Source organism: Corynebacterium sp. c24Ua_83, assembly GCF_039907245.1.
In the GTDB taxonomy this organism is placed as follows: Bacteria; Actinomycetota; Actinomycetes; order Mycobacteriales; family Mycobacteriaceae; genus Corynebacterium.
Window position 1 is genome coordinate 191,008 of record NZ_JASBOI010000002.1, and the last position, 15,941, is coordinate 206,948.

The window sequence follows — 15,941 nt, forward strand, 5'->3', positions numbered from 1 at the left end:
AGGTCCGGCGGGGTAGGGCACTAGGATGGATCGACGTGAACGCGAAGAAGGACGAGCCCAACTGGGGACACCCCACCAAGAGCCAGGCACGCCAGGATACAACGCGCGCTGAGCGCATTTCCGGCATCGTTTGGCTCTCTATCGGCGCGCTGTTCGGGCTGTTCATCAGCGTTTTGTACATTGGCTCTCGCATTACGGTGGGGGACACACTGGTGCCGCTGCCGTGGACCATCCTGTTTGCGTTCTTCTTTAACCGCGCGGTGACGAAAACCGCGCTTCTGTGGACTGATAACAAGCTGGTTGCAGGCATTCCCGCGCTGGTGTGGCTGGCCGGTTATCTGCTGGCGGTGATGTGGCCGGAGCTGCCTTTCGGCGAGGCGACGCTAATGCCGCAGACCGTGTGGTCTATGCTGCTGTTTGTGGTCGGTATGGCAGCGGCCGCGTGGCCGCTTCGCCCTCAGTTTTCACTGGAACCGCTGAAGTGACAGAATAGAAGCTCGAAGAGAGCTCTGTGGAGTATGACGAACTTTCCAGAAAGGGTAGGTATTTAGACGATGACCTACACGATTGCGCAGCCCTGTGTAGACGTATTGGACCGCGCTTGCGTAGAAGAGTGCCCCGTTGACTGCATCTACGAGGGCAAGCGCATGCTGTACATCCACCCGGACGAGTGCGTAGACTGTGGCGCCTGCGAGCCGGTCTGCCCGGTTGAGGCCATCTTCTACGAGGATGACGTGCCGGACGAGTGGGAAGAGTACAACGACGCGAACGCCGCCTTCTTCGACGATCTGGGTTCCCCGGGCGGCGCCGCCAAGCTGGGGCCGCAGGACTTCGACGCGGAGCTTATCGCCAACCTGCCGCCGCAGGCTTAGGTTTTATTCGCCTATCTGCTTTTTCTTTATTGACGCCCACACTTGCACCGGTTAGCGCCGGGCGCACTAAGCAGGCGGTATAAAGTACAAGCATGACCTTCAAGCGCACCAAAGTAGCCGACCGACTGCCCGACTTCCCGTGGGACTCGCTTGCCGAAGCTAAGGCCAAGGCGACCAGCCACCCAGATGGGATCGTGGATTTGTCGGTCGGCACTCCTGTAGATCCGGTCTCTCCGGCCATTCAGCTGGCGCTGACGGAATCCGCCGCGGAACCGGGGTACCCGCAAACGAAGGGCACCCCGGAGTTGCGGAAAGCCATCGTGGGGGCGATGGAGCGGCGCTTCCAGGTGCGGGGCTTAGATGCCGATACCCAGGTACTGCCGGTGATCGGCACCAAGGAAGCCATCGCCTGGATGCCCACTCTGTTGGGAATCGGCGCGGGCCACACGGTAGTGATCCCGGAGTTGGCCTATCCCACCTACGAGGTCTCTGCCCGCCTGGCCGGGGCTGACGTGCTACGCAGCGATTCGCTGCTGAAGCTGGGGCCGCAGACTCCGGCGCTGATCTACCTGAACTCCCCGGCGAACCCGCACGGCCAGGTGCTGGGCGTGGATCACCTGCGCAAGTTCGTGGAGTTCGCCCGGGAACGTGGCACGATCATTGTCTCCGACGAGTGCTACCTGGGCCTGGGGTGGGGCGAGGAGCGCCCCGTCTCGATCCTCGATCCGGAGGTGTGCGGGGGAGACTTCACCAATCTGATCGCGGTGCACTCGCTATCGAAGACTTCCAACCTGGCCTCCTATCGTGCGGGCTGGCTGGCCGGCGACGGCGAGCTAATCCAGGAGCTGCTGGGCATCCGCCGCCACGCGGGCTTGATGAACCCCGGACCGATCCAGTCCGCTATGGTGGCCGCCCTGGTGGAGGATGGGCACGAGATTCTGCAGAAGCAGCTGTACCGCCACCGCCGCGACCTGCTGCAGGCTGCTCTGTTGGAGGCTGGCTTCGACATCGAATACTCCGACGGCGGCCTGTACCTCTGGGCCACGCAGGGGCGCGACGGTCGCGAGACTGTCGCCGAGCTGGCCGATAAGGGCATCCTCGTTGCCCCGGGTGATTTCTACGGCCCGAAGGGAAAGAACTTCGTCCGCGTGGGCCTGACTGCCACCGACGAGCGCATTGAGGCCGCTGCCCGCCGTTTGGTTGGAGCGGACTCCAAAGCCGCCCAGTAGCGGGAGCTCTGAGCCCCCATCCCGGCCTTGCAACGCTGGCGCCCGCCGCCACGCCATGGCGTATCCGCTGTTAAAACCGTGCTGAGCGGCTGCGTCCCCGATGACGGTCGCACCTACCTTGCCGCCGCTGCGGGCGATTCTCCCTACGCCCCTGGCACGTTGCTGGCTCCGGGGCTTGCTCTTGAGGGACGGACGCCCACATGGGTTTATCCAGACTTTCCAGAAGAACCCCCAGAGCTATTGGCGGCGGACATTCCTGTTCTGTACTCCGGCCCGGATGCCGTGGTGGTGGATAAGCCGCATGGATTGCCGTCTACGCCAAACGGAAGGCTGCTGCGCGCTACAGCGCAATCGTTGATGCGCGTACGCCTGCAAGAGCCCGAGTTGGTGGCAGCCCACCGGTTGGACCGGGACACCCGCGGACTATTAGTGCTTGCGCGCAACCCGGCCACACGTGGGTTTCTGCAGACCCAATTCCAGCGCCGCGAAGTTTCCAAAACCTATCAGGCGCTGGCAGCGGATATCCCGGAGATTGGACCACAGTGGCAGGAGGTGCGGCTGCCGATGCTGAAGGTCAAAGACGATCCGCAGGTGAAGGTGGTGGACGGAGAAAAGTCACGGCTGACCGTCACACGCATTCGCAAGCTCGCCAGTTGTGCCGGTGCGGGAGTCTCCCCCTCGGAAGATACACACGCAGGCACTCCTACCGCCGTGTACGAGCTACAACCCCTGACGGGGTACACGCACCAGCTGCGGGTGCTGATGAATCACCTGGGCGCCCCCATCTACGGCGATGACACGTACCCGGAGTACCGTCCCGGGGCAGGCGCGTTGCGTTTGCGTGCCGTCGCTATTGAGTTGGCACTGGTGGCGTCAACAAAAGACAGGCAGCGCGTTGAAATTGCGCGCTGCCTGGAAGCTCCTTGGTCTCAGTGGGGGAGCAAACGACCCTAGTTAGTGCACGGGCCTAGGGTGCGGAGCTTAGTTGGCGTGTAGTGCCTCGTTGAGCTCGATGGCGGAGGCGTTTGCGACGGCCTCGACCGCGCCGGAGATAGAGTTGCGGCGGAACACAATGCCGCTGGCTCCTGAAAGCTCGGAGGCCTTGATGGACTCGCCTTCCTGCTTGCCCAGTTGCTTGGCAACCTCGCCGGTCAGGGTGACCTTGGTGCCGAAGGTGACGTACAGGCCGGCCTCGACCGTGACGTCGTCACCCAGAGAAATGCCTACGCCGGAGTTCGCGCCTAGCAGGCAACGCTCACCGACGGAGATAACCTCCTTGCCGCCACCGGACAGAGTGCCCATGATGGAAGCACCGCCGCCGATATCGGAGCCGTCGCCGACGACAACCCCACCGGAAATGCGCCCCTCAACCATGGAGGAGCCCAGCGTGCCCGCGTTGAAGTTAACGAAGCCTTCGTGCATGACGGTCGTTCCCTCCGCCAAGTGGGCACCAAGGCGCACACGGTCCGCGTCGCCGATACGCACGCCCGTGGGAACAACGTAGTCCACCATGCGCGGGAACTTATCCACGCTGTAGACCGTCACCGGACCGCGCTCGGCCTGTAGGCGGGCGCGGACAGACTCGAAACCGGGGACGGCACACGGTCCGTGGTTGGTCCACACAACGTTGCTGAGAAGGCCGAATAGGCCATCTAGGTTGCAGCCGTGGGGCTTGATCTTCCGGCCGGAGATCAGGTGCAGACGCAGGTAGGCGTCATACGCATCGGCGGGAGGGGTGTCCAGATCGGCAATCTTAGTGGTCACCGCCACGCGGCGGGTGCCGCGGACACCGTCCGCGCCGGCCAGTTTGGCAAAGGGGCGGAAGGAATCAGGGGCGGAGGCGCTGGCGTCAGTAAGATCGAGCACCTGTGTACCCGCCTCGGCGGAACCGTTGGCACCAGAATCAGCGCTATCGGCATCGGCTGAACCCAGGTCGAACTCGAAGAACCAGGTGTCCAGCACATCGCCAGAATCGGTCAGGGTGGCAAATCCATTTCCATAAGCAGAAGTCATGGTTGCCGATCCTACATATGAGTTTGTACCTATGTGGTGGAGTTGTTGTTTACCGCAGCAGTGCCAGCAGCGTCAGTACTGCCATCGGCCTCCTGCGATCCCTGCGTCTTCTGCAGCGCCAGGCCGATCAGGCTCAGAACGACAAAGGCGACAGCGACGGTGATGACCTGCAAACGGGCACCCTCATCGAAGAGCATCAGAACCATCAGGGCGATCAGCGCCAGGAACGTCAGCCAGGGCAGCACAGGGTAGCCCCACATGCGTACGGAGAGGCTGCCGTCGCGCTCGAAGGTGGGGCGCAGCTTGATCTCCGACAAAACGATAACCATCCAGATGACCAGCAGCGTGCCGCCGACGGCGTTGAACAGGATCTTGATCAGGTCCTCTGGACCCCACACCTGCAGCGCAACGGAGACGAAAGCGAAGAACAGGGAGCACCACACGGCGCGGTAAGGCACCTTCTGGGCGTTGGTCTTGCGGAACCAGCGCGGCGCGTTGCGTTCCTGGGAGAAGCTGTACATCAGGCGGCTGGTGGCATAGATCTGCGCGTTGAAGGCCGACAGCAGAGCCAGGACGATCACGACCTCCATGATCTCCGCGATGCCCGGGATCTGGGCGAGGGCCAGGATGCGGGTGAACGGAGACTCCTCGGCGGACTCAGCCTCACCCAGGGTGTCGAAGGGCAGCAGAGCGGTGATGAGAAAGACACTGCCCAAGTAGAAAATGGAGATACGCCAGATGACAGCGCGCACTGCGGCGGCGATGGAGTTCGCCGGATCCTTCGACTCTGCGGCGGCGATCGTCACGATCTCGATGCCACCGAAGGCGAAGGCCACAGCCAGCAGGCCTACCGCCATGCCGGAGATGCCGTTGGGGGCGAAGTCAGAGAAGTTGCTCAGGCCAGGGGAGTCGTAGCTGGGGAACAGCCCCAGCAGCAGGCCCGTGCCGATAACCAGGAAGATAATGATAACGGCGACCTTGATGAAGGCGAACCAGTATTCGAACTCGCCGAAGCCCCGCACACCTACCAGGTTCACGATGGTGAATAACACCACGCACACCAGGCCGGGAATCCAGCCTTCCACGCCGAACCACGCGCCCATGATCGCGCCCGCGCCGGTAATCTCGGCGCCCATCACCATGATCAGCATGAACCAGTACAGCCAGCCCAGGGCGAAGCCATTCCAGCGGCCGAAGGCCATCTGGCCGTAGGTGGCGAAGGTGCCGGAGGCCGGGCGGGCGGCGGCGAGCTCGCCGAGCATCTGCATCACGGCGATCACCACGATGCCGGCGACGATATAGGAAAGCAGCACCGCCGGGCCTGCGGCCTGGATGCCTACGCCGGTGCCGAGGAACAGTCCGGCGCCCACAGCTGAGCCCAAGCCCATCATTGTTAGGTGACGAGTCTCTAGGCCGTGCCCCAGCTCGTTAGAGGTGCCTTCCGCGGCACCTGAATCGGAGTTTCGAGTCTTCATACCAGAATTAGAACACAACCGCTCTTGATAAAGTTCAGCATGGGTACTTTTAGCCCCTGTGGCGGGTAGTTTTTCACCCTGCAGAACTCCTGCCTGCCCCCGACGGCGGGCTGCCAGCTGGTCTAGGATCGCAAGCAATGAATACTGCAGAACCTTCAGAATCTTCCAAAACTTCAGCACCTTCCATCGACCTTCTTGCAGGGGCGGTGCCTCTGACCCGCCAGCTCGTTGATATCTACAGCGAGTCGCACCACGAGCAGGAGATCGCCGACGCTGTCGAGCCCGCCCTGCGTGCCATCGAGAACGTAGAGGTCACGCGCCGGGGAAACACCCTGGTCGCGCGCACCCATCGCGACCTTGGGGATCGGGTGGTTCTGGCGGGCCACCTGGATACCGTGCCGCCGGCGGATAACCTGCCCTCGCGCCTGGGGCCGGACCCGGAGACGGGGGAGCAGACCATCTTCGGCCTCGGCTCCGTGGACATGAAGTCGGGCGCAGCCTGCTACGCGCATGCCTTCGCCACTCTGGCGAACTCCCCGGAGCTGGCCTGCGACCTGACGCTGGTGCTCTACGAGGGGGAAGAGGTGGCCACCAAGTACAACGGCCTGAACCACCTGGTGCAGTCCGACCCCGACCTGTTGGAGGGCGATCTGGCGCTGCTGGGCGAGCCGTCCGGGGCGATGATCGAGGCTGGCTGCCAGGGAACCATCCGCGTGAAGGTCACCGCCCTGGGAGCTCGCGCGCACTCCGCTCGCAGCTGGCTCGGCCACAACGCGCTCCACGATCTGGCCCGTGTGCTGGTGCGCGTGGCGGATTATGAGCCGCAGGACGTGGAGATCGACGGCCTGACCTACAAGGAGGGCCTCAACGCGGTCATGGCCGAATCCGGCGTAGCCAACAACACCATTCCCGACGAGGCCTGGGCTTTCATCAACTTCCGCTACGCGCCGCACCGCAGTGTGGACGAGGCTCTGGTGCACCTGTACGAGGTGCTGCAGGTGGGCACGCCCGATCACCCTGCCGAAGGTTTCTCTGTCTTTCTTGATGACGCCGCAGCCGCAGCCGCCCCAGGCTTGAACCAACCCTTCGCGGCGAAGCTTGTGGAGGCCACAGGAGGGCGGGTGCGCCCGAAGTACGGCTGGACCGACGTGGCCCGTTTCACCGAGCTGGGCATCCCCGCCGTGAACTTCGGCCCCGGCGACCCGGGGCTGTGTCACACGCCAGACGAGCGCTGCCCGGTGGCGCAGATCGAAGAGGTCAGTCGCCAGTTGATCCAGTTCCTCTCCCGCTAACGAGCGCCACGAGCCTGCAACCAGTAGCGTGAGAAGCACCAAGAAGTATAAAGATCGACCAGACATTTAAGGCACACGAACGCATGGCTACCAGCGAAAACAACCGAGAATTCCGACTCCGCGGACCGATGCTGCTGCGCGGCAAGAGGCACAACCAGAAGCAGAAGTCCACCACGGACCAGCGACTGCTGGGGGAGCAGGCCAGCATTGATTGGCTGCACACCGATCCGTGGCGCGTGATGCGTATTCAGTCCGAATTCGTCGACGGGTTCGGTGCGCTGGCGAAGATCCCGAAGGCTGTAACGGTGTTCGGATCCGCGCGCGTGAAGCCCGGCCACGAGTACTACGAAAAGGGCCTGGAACTGGGACGGCTGATCAACGAGGCCGGCTACGCGACAATCACCGGTGGCGGGCCAGGCCTGATGGAAGCCCCGAACCGTGGCGCGCAGGAATCCGGCGGCATGTCCATCGGCCTGGGCATCGAGCTCCCCATGGAGCAAGGCATGAACCAGTGGGTGGACCTGGGGCTGAACTTCCGCTACTTTTTCGTGCGCAAGACCATGTTCCTGAAATACTCGCAGGCTTTTATCTGCCTGCCCGGCGGCTACGGCACTCTGGACGAGCTGTTCGAGGCTCTGGTGATGGTGCAGACGGAGAAGATCCGCAAGTTCCCGATAATCCTGATCGGCAAGGAGTTCTGGGGCGGGCTGGTCGACTGGATCCATGACCGGCTGGTCGAGGAAGGCATGATCTCCCCAGAGGACGTGGACCTGTTCCACGTCACCGACGACCCGGCCGAGGCCGTGCGGATCTGCGTGGACGCACACGATAACCACGTGAGGAAGTTGAAGATCCGCCAGGAGGAGCTGGCACTGGAGCAAGAGCGGATCGACGCAGAGCTTGAGCGTTTCGGTGACGAGGCGGAGCTGGCCGAGGGGGCCAAGGAGAAGCCGACGAAGGGGTCGGGAACCAAGTAGAACCTCCGCAGGCCGCCGAAACGAGCCCTTGAGGCGGTAGATTAATAGGTATGTTTTGGTTGTTGTCTCTCGTCGGAGCGTTCCTCGTCGGTGCGCTCCTGGTTTATCTACTCGGTACTGTCTTCGGCCGCGGTGAGGCTCTGCCTCCCGTGACCGCGGGAAACGCAAAGCAACAGCACTGGGAGAACCTGGAGAACGGCCCGCTTACCGCCGAAGGGATCCGGGATGCCGGATTCTCTCTGGAGATTCGCGGTTACAACCAGGCTGAAGTGGACTTCTACATCGACCGGCTCGCTGGACGCATCGGGGAGCTGGAGCAGCAAGTCGGTGGCGCGGCTCACGCTACTAAGAGCCACGCTACAGAAGGACACGCTGTAGAAGACCACGCTGCACAAACAGACATCGCAGAACCCCGTGAACAGGAGCGTTAAGCAATGGCACCGATCCCAAACATTCCCCAGAAAGTGACCCGTGTGACGATCGGCCCGCGCGCGGAGGGGTCCGAAATCATCGAAACCCAGGTGAAGGTTGCACCTGGCGCGAATGCGCCGAGTGAGATTGAGCTGGACGCCACCGGCCAGTGGGTGGCGTGGGTGCCGAACGAGCCGAGCCGCCCGCTGGACCTTAGCGATGGCCGCGAGTTCCTGGAAGACGGTTGGCGGGGCGCCGGCGCCCGGCTGGTGCGTCGCATCGGCAAGGTTGTCGACGGCCACCCCGTGCGCGCAAAGAAGCACATTGTGCAGGTGCACTTGCCGGGGGAGTTCACGCCCGCCAATGTGCGCTCCCTGGTCATCGGACTGATCGTCGGCAACCACAGCTTCGTCACCACCAACAAGCGCAAGCCCGCCCGCGTGCGCGACGTTCACATCGTGCTGCCGGAAGGCTACGAATTCAACGGTTTCGACACTGCCGACTACGTTGCCGCAGTGACCGCAGGTAAAGCCTTGGGCAAGGCGACTTGCCTGTCGTGCGATCTGGCGAACGCGCCTGCCAACGTAAAGTCTCCGGAGTGGCTGGCCACCCGAGCCAAGAAGGCCGTGGAGGATCTGGACAGTGTTAAGGTGCGTCTGCGCGACGCGGGTTGGCTCAAGGACAAGGGCTTCGGTGGCATTCTGGCCGTCGGTGGGGGTTCCTCCCGACCGCCTATGCTGATCGAGCTGGTGTGGGATCCGCAGAAGGTAGATCAGCGCCGCCGCCGTCGCACCGTGGTGCTGGTGGGCAAGGGCGTGACCTTCGATACAGGCGGCATTAGCGTGAAGCCCGCTGCGGGCATGGACACGATGCGTACCGACATGACTGGCGGAGCCAGTGTCATTGCTGCCTTCCGTGCTTTGGCCGAGCAGCAGGTGCCGCGCAAGGTTGTGGCACTGATTCCGACGGCGGAGAACATGATCGATGGAAAGTCTTACCGCCCCGGCGATGTGGTGGAACACTACGGCGGGCTGACCTCCGAAGTGACGAACACCGATGCCGAGGGGCGCATGATCCTGGCCGATGCGGTGAGCTATGGAGCGAAGAAGTACAAGCCCGCCGCCGTGGTGACCGTAGCGACGCTGACGGGGGCCGCCAAGGTGGCGCTGGGCCTGCGCACCGGTGCTGTGTTCTCCGATAACTGGGGTGCGGGCGTCAAGCTCGCCCGTCGCGGCGCTATCGTAGGCGAGCGCTGGTGGCCAATGCCGATGCAGGACTACCTGGAGGAAAACGTAACCTCCAAGATTGCCGACGTGCGTCAAACCCCGAAGGGGCCGGGTGCGACCACCGCTGCGATGTTCCTGCGCCGTTTCACCCGTGGCGTACCGCTGATCCACCTGGATATCGCCGGCCCGGGGCGCGCGGAATCCACCTACGACGAAGTCACACCGGTGGGTACGGGCTTCGGCGCGCGCACGCTGGTGCAGTGGTTGATGCACTAGTTGGTTGATGCGCTAGTTCCAGTGGCGCATTAAGCTGCCCGCGGATACACGCCTGCCCGATATACATTTCGAGCAGTGGACGGTTTACGATGGGGTGGTCGTTTATTAGCTCCCGCCCGCGGGAGACTCGCAAAATTTTTCAGGAAGGAATCCGTTCGTGCTTGCAGATGTCATTGACCTCCTTGCCGACCCCGTAGACGGTTCGCGCTTGAGCGCCGGTGATGACGAGTGGCGCACTCTGGTTTCCGAATCCGGCCACAGCTATGACGTCGCGCGGCAGGGGTATGTGACTCTGGCGGGAGGCTCCGGCCTGCGTTACTCGGGCGACGATGCGTCGATGATTGACGCTCGCGAGACCTTCCTGTCCGGCGGGCACTTCGCCCCCTTCGTGGAGGCCGTGACCGCCAACGTTGAGAATGTGCTGGATGACGGCAATGTTGCTGCTGAGCACGCCCCGTCTATCGTGGAGATCGGCGCTGGTACGGGTTACTACCTGGCGCACACCCTCGACACGATCGAGCGCTCCCGCGGCGTAGGCATCGACGTGTCTACTGCGGCGGCGAAGCGCCTGGCCACGTCGCACTCTCGGGTCGGGGCTGTCGTGGCCGACGCCTGGTCGCGCCTCCCGATTCTTTCGGAAAGTGTTGACGCCATCATGGTTGTCTTCGCACCGCGTAATGCGGCAGAGTTTGCCCGCATCCTTACGCCGGAGGGACAGGTGGTTGTCCTGACCGCGGACGTCGGCCACCTGGGTGAGCTGCGTGAACCGCTGGGCATTCTGGATGTGGAGGAAGGCAAGGTGGAGCGGATGATCAACCAGGCTTCCGGCCACCTGGTGCCGGTAGGGGAGCCGGAGCACATTGAGTTCCCGATGCAGCTGGATCAGGCTTCCATCGCTGCGCAGATCGGCATGAGCCCCTCGGCGCGTCACATCCACCCGGATGTCTTGCAGGAGCGCATCGCTGCGCTGCCGGAGACCATGGAGGTCACGGCCCGCGCAGCCATCACGCGCCTGGCGAAGGCTAACCGCTAGCGCCGCGCTAGCCTCGCGCTACCGAGTGGCCGCTAGTCCTCGTCGAGGATTCCCTCGGCCACGTCGCGATCCGCGATGAGGGCCTCGGCCATGTAGCGCTCCTGCTCCTCCGGAGAGGTCAGGCCCGCCTGCATACGCATCAGGTGTCGGCCGGCGGTCTGCATGGAGGAGATGATCTTTGCCCCGCCCGTAGCGCGCACGTCGATGTCGGAGATCTGTGAGTGTGCCGGAATTGCGCTGGTGAGCGTCACCGCGCCACCGTCGGCGAAGATCTCACACACCGGACCGTCGAGGAAGATCGTCAGCGTATCCGAATCCGCATCCTTCAGCGGGGCGGTGCGAGTGTCCACGCCCAGGCGGGTGATGGAGACAGCGTCGTTGGTGTAGCTGATGGTTGCGATGACCTGCCCGGAATCGTCCGTCACGTCGACGTCGACACTGCCCTCGGTCGCATCCAGCTGGGCGGTCCAGAGGAATGCATAGTCAGAGAACGTGCGCACGGCGGTCGGGGCGCCGACGATGTCCTGGAAAAGCTCGCCGTCCACCAGCGTGAGGTAACGCGGTGCCGACAGGCAGTTCGCCCACTGCCCATCCAGCGAAGGGTGGGCACCCACCAGGCCGAACATCACCGGGGTGGAGTGGTCGATCACGCGGGGGCGCGTGAAGTCGTGGCCGAAGTCGATGACGGTGTACGAGCTGGTCAGGCTGAACGACGTGCCGCTGAGGTTGCCGACGATGTAGCCCGCGACCTCATCGGATTCTCCAGCGTCGCCGGGGAAGGTCACGAACAGGATATCGCGGCGGACGGAAGAGTCGGCGTCCACCATAGAAACAATGCGCGGCGCGAACGGGCGGCCGGGGCGCAGGGCTGCCTCGGCGGGCAGCTCGATGGGCCCCAGAACGCGCCAGTGCTGGCGGTCGGCGGAGCGCAGGACGACGATCTGCGCGTCCTTGTCGCCGGTGAGGGAGAGGGCGACCATGAGCCATTCCTCGTCGGGGTTGGCGGGATCGTCGTGGCGAATCACGCAGGGGGTCACCAGATTTTCCACTGGGAAGGCGGAATCGTCGATCTCGATGGGGCCCAGGCGACGGACGTGGGGATCTGGCAGGCTCGGATCGTCCGAAACCTCCGTGGCCTCCATCAAGTTCGGGATTTCCGCGCGCTCGATAGTGAAGGTGCGCGGGCCGCGCTGACCGTGGGGGATGTCCGCTGCCAGAGCCTGGTCTGTGGATGCCTCGTCCGTGGCGCGGGTGGTGACGAAGAACAGCTCAGCGCCCAGCCCCATCGGAACCGCCGCGCCGGCGAGGACGTCCACCTCGGCGCCGCTGGAGACATTGTTGCCGGCATCTTGAGCAGCATCGCCCTGCGCGGGGAGCCCCCGGTTCGGAACTACGACGTCGTCGCAGATGTCCCAGTCGTACGTAGCCTCCGAGGCCACCTGGTGCGCCCAGCGCGACCCCTCGGCAGCGCGGGGGCGGAACTGGTGGAAAACATGCAGGGCGTGGCCTGTGAAGACGGCGCCTGCGGGGGCTTCCAGCACCCCCGTTTCTGCGGTGACGTGCAGTTCCGGGCGGTGCTTATGGGAGGAAGAGTGCATGCTCCCATTCATACCAGCGGATTCTGTTTAAAGCAGGGACCTGTAAACGTCCACGGTCTGCTCGGCGATGGTGGCCCAACTGAAGGTCGTTACCGCGCGCTGACGGCCGGCCTCACCGAAGGCTCGCACCTTCTGCTGATCCGCTACGAGCGCATTCGTCGCGTCGGCCAGTCCACGTTCGAAGGTCTCCGCGTCGTTCTCGTCGTAGTGAACCAGGGTGCCGGTCTCGCCGTCGACGACGACCTCCGGAATGCCGCCCACGTCGGAGGCCACAACAGCCGTGCCGCACGCCATGGCCTCTAGGTTTACGATGCCCAGCGGTTCGTAGATGGAGGGGCACAGGAAGACATCCGAGGCCGACAGGATCTCCTGCAGGTTCGGCTTCTCCATCATTTCCTTCACCCAGTACACGCCGTCGCGCTCCGCCTGCAGCTTTTCAACCAGCGCGGTGACCTCGGCCTCGATCTCCGGGGTATCCGGCGCGCCGGCGCACAGGACAACCTGGATCTCTGGATCGAGGTGAGCGACCGCCTTGAGCAGGTGGGGCACGCCCTTTTGTCGCGTGATGCGTCCGACGAAGGAGACGATGGGGCGGTTGGGGTCGACGCCCAATTCCGTGAGTACGGATCGATTGCCAGCCTCCACGGCCGCCTCGAAGGTTGGGCGGGGTTGCCACAGCTCGGAGTCGATACCGTTGAGCACGACGTGGATGCGATCCGGATCGATGGCCGGGTATGCGTCGAGGATGGATTCCTTCATCTTGGCGGACACGGCGATGACAGCATCCGCGTTCTCCATCGCGTTCTTTTCCGACCAGGAGGAGACGTCGTATCCGCCGCCGAGCTGCTCGCGCTTCCACGGGCGGTGCGGCTCCAGGGAATGCGCGGTGGCCACGTGGGGGATGCCGTTTAGCAGGCCGCCGACGTGGCCTCCCAGGCCGGTGTACCAGGTGTGGGAGTGGACAACTTCGGCATCACCCAGAGAGTTCGCCATGCGCAGGCCGGTGGAGAGGGTCTTGATGGAACCGTTGGCCTCGGCAAGCTCCGAATCTACGCCGTGGACGTAGACATCCTGCTCCTCGCGCGGCCTACCCATGCAGTGCACGTCCACGTGCTCGAGCTTCCGCATGTAACGAACCAACTCGGTGACGTGCACGCCGGCACCACCGTAGATCTCTGGGGGATATTCCTTTGTCAGCATGGCGATACGCATGCCTCCAGATTAACCGCGCGGGCCACTACGTGTCCTGGCAACCAAACGGGCTGTTCATCGCGGATAACTAATTAGGGGGCACCGGGTGGTTACCCGATTGGCTGCTTGGCAAGCAAAAGTAAAGCTGTGTCGCTAGGTTGGAAAGTGTGAAGAGCAGATCAAACGTCTTGTCCATTGTCCTTGCCGGTGGCGAGGGGAAGCGCCTTTACCCTTTCACCGCTGACCGCGCTAAGCCCGCCGTTCCCTTCGGCGGTAACTATCGCCTGATCGACTTCGTGCTATCCAACCTGGTCAACGCCGGTTACTACAAGATCTGCGTATTGACCCAGTACAAGTCCCACTCCCTTGACCGTCACATCTCCCAGTCGTGGCAGCTGTCCGGCCTGACCGGCCAATACATCACCCCGGTCCCGGCACAGCAGCGTCTTGGCAAGCGCTGGTTCACCGGTTCTGCGGACGCAATTCTGCAGTCCCTCAACCTGGTGTACGACGAGCAGCCGGATTACATCATCGTGTTCGGTGCGGACCACGTCTACCGCATGGATCCGGAGCAGATGGTGCAGGAGCACATCAACAGCGGTGCTGGAGTGACCGTCGCTGGTCTGCGCGTTCCGCGTCACGAAGCAACGGCGTTCGGCGTGATCCAGGCCGACGATAACAACAAGATCGAGCAGTTCCTGGAGAAGCCCGCGGAGCCGCCGAGCGTGCCGGACGACCCAGAGGTCTCCTTTGCCTCCATGGGTAACTACGTCTTCACCGCGCAGACGCTGATTGACGCGCTGAAGGAGGACTCCGAGGATGAGAACTCCAACCACGACATGGGCGGCGACATCATCCCGCGCCTGGTCGACCGCGGGGAAGCATACGTCTACGACTTCTCCAACAACTACGTGCCGGGTGAGACCGAGCGCGACAAGGGCTATTGGCGCGATGTGGGTACCGTTGATGCGTTCTACGAGGCTCACATGGACCTGATCAGCGTGCACCCGGTGTTTAACCTGTACAACCAGCAGTGGCCGATCCACACCGCGGAGACGGGTAACCTCCCGCCCGCGAAATTCGTCAAGGGCGGCATTGCTCAGTCCTCGATGGTTTCGGCGGGTTGCATCATTTCCGCCGGTACGGTGCGCAACTCTGTTCTGAGCGAGAACGTGATTGTGGAAGAGGGCGCCTCTGTCGAAGGCTGTGTGATCATGCCGGGCGTACGCATCGGCCGTGGAGCAGTCGTGCGCCACGCGATCATCGACAAGAACGTTCAGGTTTCCGCGGGCGAGATTATCGGCGTGGACCGCGCTCGGGATCAGGATCGCTTCACCATCTCTAAGGGCGGCGTGGTCTGCATCGGCAAGAACGTGGTCGTCTAGCGCTGTTTTCTAGCGCGGTCGTAAAAGGCGAACCGCACCGGGAAGAACTGCGCCAGGAAGAATCCCTGCACCCTTCAGATTGGGCGCGGGGATTTCTTGTTAGCTGGTCTTGGTGATCAGGGTGGCACCGGCGCCGAGGGGGAGGCGGGAGATCTTGGCGTTGTTCAGCTCGCGGAAGAACTGATCTGCCTCGCGGGCGCGCACAGTCTGCCGGTCGGTGTGGCTTTCGTCGCCGACCAGGCCGTCCATCAGGCTATCCAGCAGGATCAGCACGCCACCGGTGCGCAGGGCGGGGAGCGTGGATTCCACGATGGCCGTGAATTCCTCCGTGGCTGCCTCTGCGACAGCGATGTCGTAGCTATCGTTCGCCAGTCGGCGAATAACATCCAGCGGTGCGCTGGGGAGGAATCGGAAGGTATTCGGGCGCTGGCCTGCGTTGGCAAAAGCCTGCTTGGCCAGCTGCTGGTGCTGCACCTCCGGTTCGATGCAGGTCAGGTGGCCTTCCACCTGGGCTGCGCTCAGCCCCTTAAACAGGTGCAGGCCAATCACACCGCTGGCGGGGGAAACAATAATGCCGGTGGGGGTGTGCCCCTGGGCGGCGGCGTTCGCGCCAGCGCGGGTGGCGATGAACTCCAAGAACTCGGCAGTCATCGCATCGGGGGTGAGCAGACCGAACTCTTCCGCGGCCTCGACGGCAGCGGTGGTCACCTCGTCCGGCTCGGTGGTCGCCCGGACGTACTCACGGATGGCCTCAATGGGGGAAGATGATGCAGCATTCACGCTTCCACACGATAGGCCAGGAATGCGTCGATGTTTTGCTTGCCCTCGGCATGTCAGACGGTGGCGTCAAAAATAGAAAAGAGAGTAAACAGAAGTGACCGAAGTGACGAACTTTCTTTGCTCCCCCGATAGGGGTAAAAACCTCACAGGAAACTGCCAGGTGAGTAGCACAACATTTTGAGG

At 63.3% G+C, this 15,941-nt stretch carries 15 protein-coding genes; 10 read left to right on the forward strand and 5 right to left on the reverse strand.

Annotated elements, in window-relative coordinates; genetic code table 11:
- The first annotated feature begins 35 nt into the window (after positions 1-35).
- From QKE30_RS02510 to QKE30_RS02525, 4 genes are all read left to right on the forward strand, one after another.
- Positions 36-485 (forward strand): hypothetical protein, encoded by a 450-nt coding sequence (locus QKE30_RS02510; protein ID WP_237746326.1) that lies wholly within the window; start codon positions 36-38, stop codon positions 483-485.
- A 69-nt stretch (positions 486-554) separates the two neighbouring features.
- Positions 555-872, forward strand: a complete 318-nt coding sequence (gene fdxA / locus QKE30_RS02515) for a ferredoxin (RefSeq protein WP_011273859.1) — start codon at positions 555-557, stop codon at positions 870-872.
- Between the two features lie 92 nt (positions 873-964).
- Positions 965-2,101, forward strand: a complete 1,137-nt coding sequence (dapC, locus tag QKE30_RS02520; protein WP_347934015.1) for a succinyldiaminopimelate transaminase — start codon at positions 965-967, stop codon at positions 2,099-2,101.
- A gap of 78 nt (positions 2,102-2,179) precedes the next feature.
- Complete coding sequence (locus QKE30_RS02525) at positions 2,180-3,055, forward strand: pseudouridine synthase (protein WP_071057111.1); 876 nt, start codon at positions 2,180-2,182, stop codon at positions 3,053-3,055.
- Between the two features lie 27 nt (positions 3,056-3,082).
- Here the strand turns inward: QKE30_RS02525 and dapD are convergent, their stop codons facing one another.
- Together dapD and QKE30_RS02535 are read right to left on the reverse strand one after the other, a co-directional pair.
- Positions 3,083-4,114: a 2,3,4,5-tetrahydropyridine-2,6-dicarboxylate N-succinyltransferase gene (dapD, locus tag QKE30_RS02530; RefSeq protein ID WP_071057109.1), complete on the reverse strand. Its 1,032-nt coding sequence runs from the start codon at positions 4,112-4,114 to the stop codon at positions 3,083-3,085.
- Between the two features lie 29 nt (positions 4,115-4,143).
- On the reverse strand, positions 4,144-5,589 hold the full coding sequence (locus QKE30_RS02535) for an amino acid permease (RefSeq protein ID WP_071057107.1): 1,446 nt from the start codon (positions 5,587-5,589) through the stop codon (positions 4,144-4,146).
- Positions 5,590-5,726: 137 nt separating this feature from the next.
- Between QKE30_RS02535 and dapE the strand changes: the two genes are divergently transcribed.
- From dapE to QKE30_RS02560, 5 genes are all read left to right on the forward strand, one after another.
- Positions 5,727-6,881 carry a succinyl-diaminopimelate desuccinylase gene (dapE, locus tag QKE30_RS02540; protein ID WP_071057105.1) on the forward strand — a complete coding sequence of 385 codons (1,155 nt, stop codon included), beginning with the start codon at positions 5,727-5,729 and terminating at the stop codon, positions 6,879-6,881.
- A gap of 83 nt (positions 6,882-6,964) precedes the next feature.
- Positions 6,965-7,858, forward strand: a complete 894-nt coding sequence (locus QKE30_RS02545; RefSeq protein ID WP_347934017.1) for a TIGR00730 family Rossman fold protein — start codon at positions 6,965-6,967, stop codon at positions 7,856-7,858.
- Between the two features lie 50 nt (positions 7,859-7,908).
- Positions 7,909-8,289, forward strand: coding sequence for a DivIVA domain-containing protein (locus tag QKE30_RS02550; protein WP_347934018.1), 381 nt, complete (start codon positions 7,909-7,911; stop codon positions 8,287-8,289).
- 3 nt (positions 8,290-8,292) lie between these two features.
- A complete protein-coding gene (locus QKE30_RS02555; RefSeq protein ID WP_347934019.1) occupies positions 8,293-9,771 on the forward strand; it encodes a leucyl aminopeptidase family protein in 1,479 nt (492 codons plus the stop codon).
- 157 nt (positions 9,772-9,928) lie between these two features.
- Complete coding sequence (locus tag QKE30_RS02560) at positions 9,929-10,804, forward strand: methyltransferase domain-containing protein (RefSeq protein WP_035005593.1); 876 nt, start codon at positions 9,929-9,931, stop codon at positions 10,802-10,804.
- 32 nt (positions 10,805-10,836) lie between these two features.
- Here the strand turns inward: QKE30_RS02560 and QKE30_RS02565 are convergent, their stop codons facing one another.
- The gene (locus QKE30_RS02565; RefSeq protein WP_071057097.1) at positions 10,837-12,402 is read right to left on the reverse strand and encodes a GH32 C-terminal domain-containing protein; all 1,566 of its coding nucleotides are present in this window, start codon (positions 12,400-12,402) and stop codon (positions 10,837-10,839) included.
- Positions 12,403-12,429: 27 nt separating this feature from the next.
- A complete protein-coding gene (glgA, locus tag QKE30_RS02570) occupies positions 12,430-13,614 on the reverse strand; it encodes a glycogen synthase (protein WP_071057095.1) in 1,185 nt (394 codons plus the stop codon).
- A 146-nt stretch (positions 13,615-13,760) separates the two neighbouring features.
- Between glgA and glgC the strand changes: the two genes are divergently transcribed.
- Positions 13,761-14,978: a glucose-1-phosphate adenylyltransferase gene (gene glgC, locus QKE30_RS02575; RefSeq protein WP_071057094.1), complete on the forward strand. Its 1,218-nt coding sequence runs from the start codon at positions 13,761-13,763 to the stop codon at positions 14,976-14,978.
- 99 nt (positions 14,979-15,077) lie between these two features.
- Here glgC and QKE30_RS02580 read toward each other — a convergent pair whose 3' ends face one another.
- A complete protein-coding gene (locus QKE30_RS02580; RefSeq protein ID WP_071057093.1) occupies positions 15,078-15,758 on the reverse strand; it encodes a methyltransferase in 681 nt (226 codons plus the stop codon).
- Between the last annotated feature and the right edge of the window lie 183 nt (positions 15,759-15,941).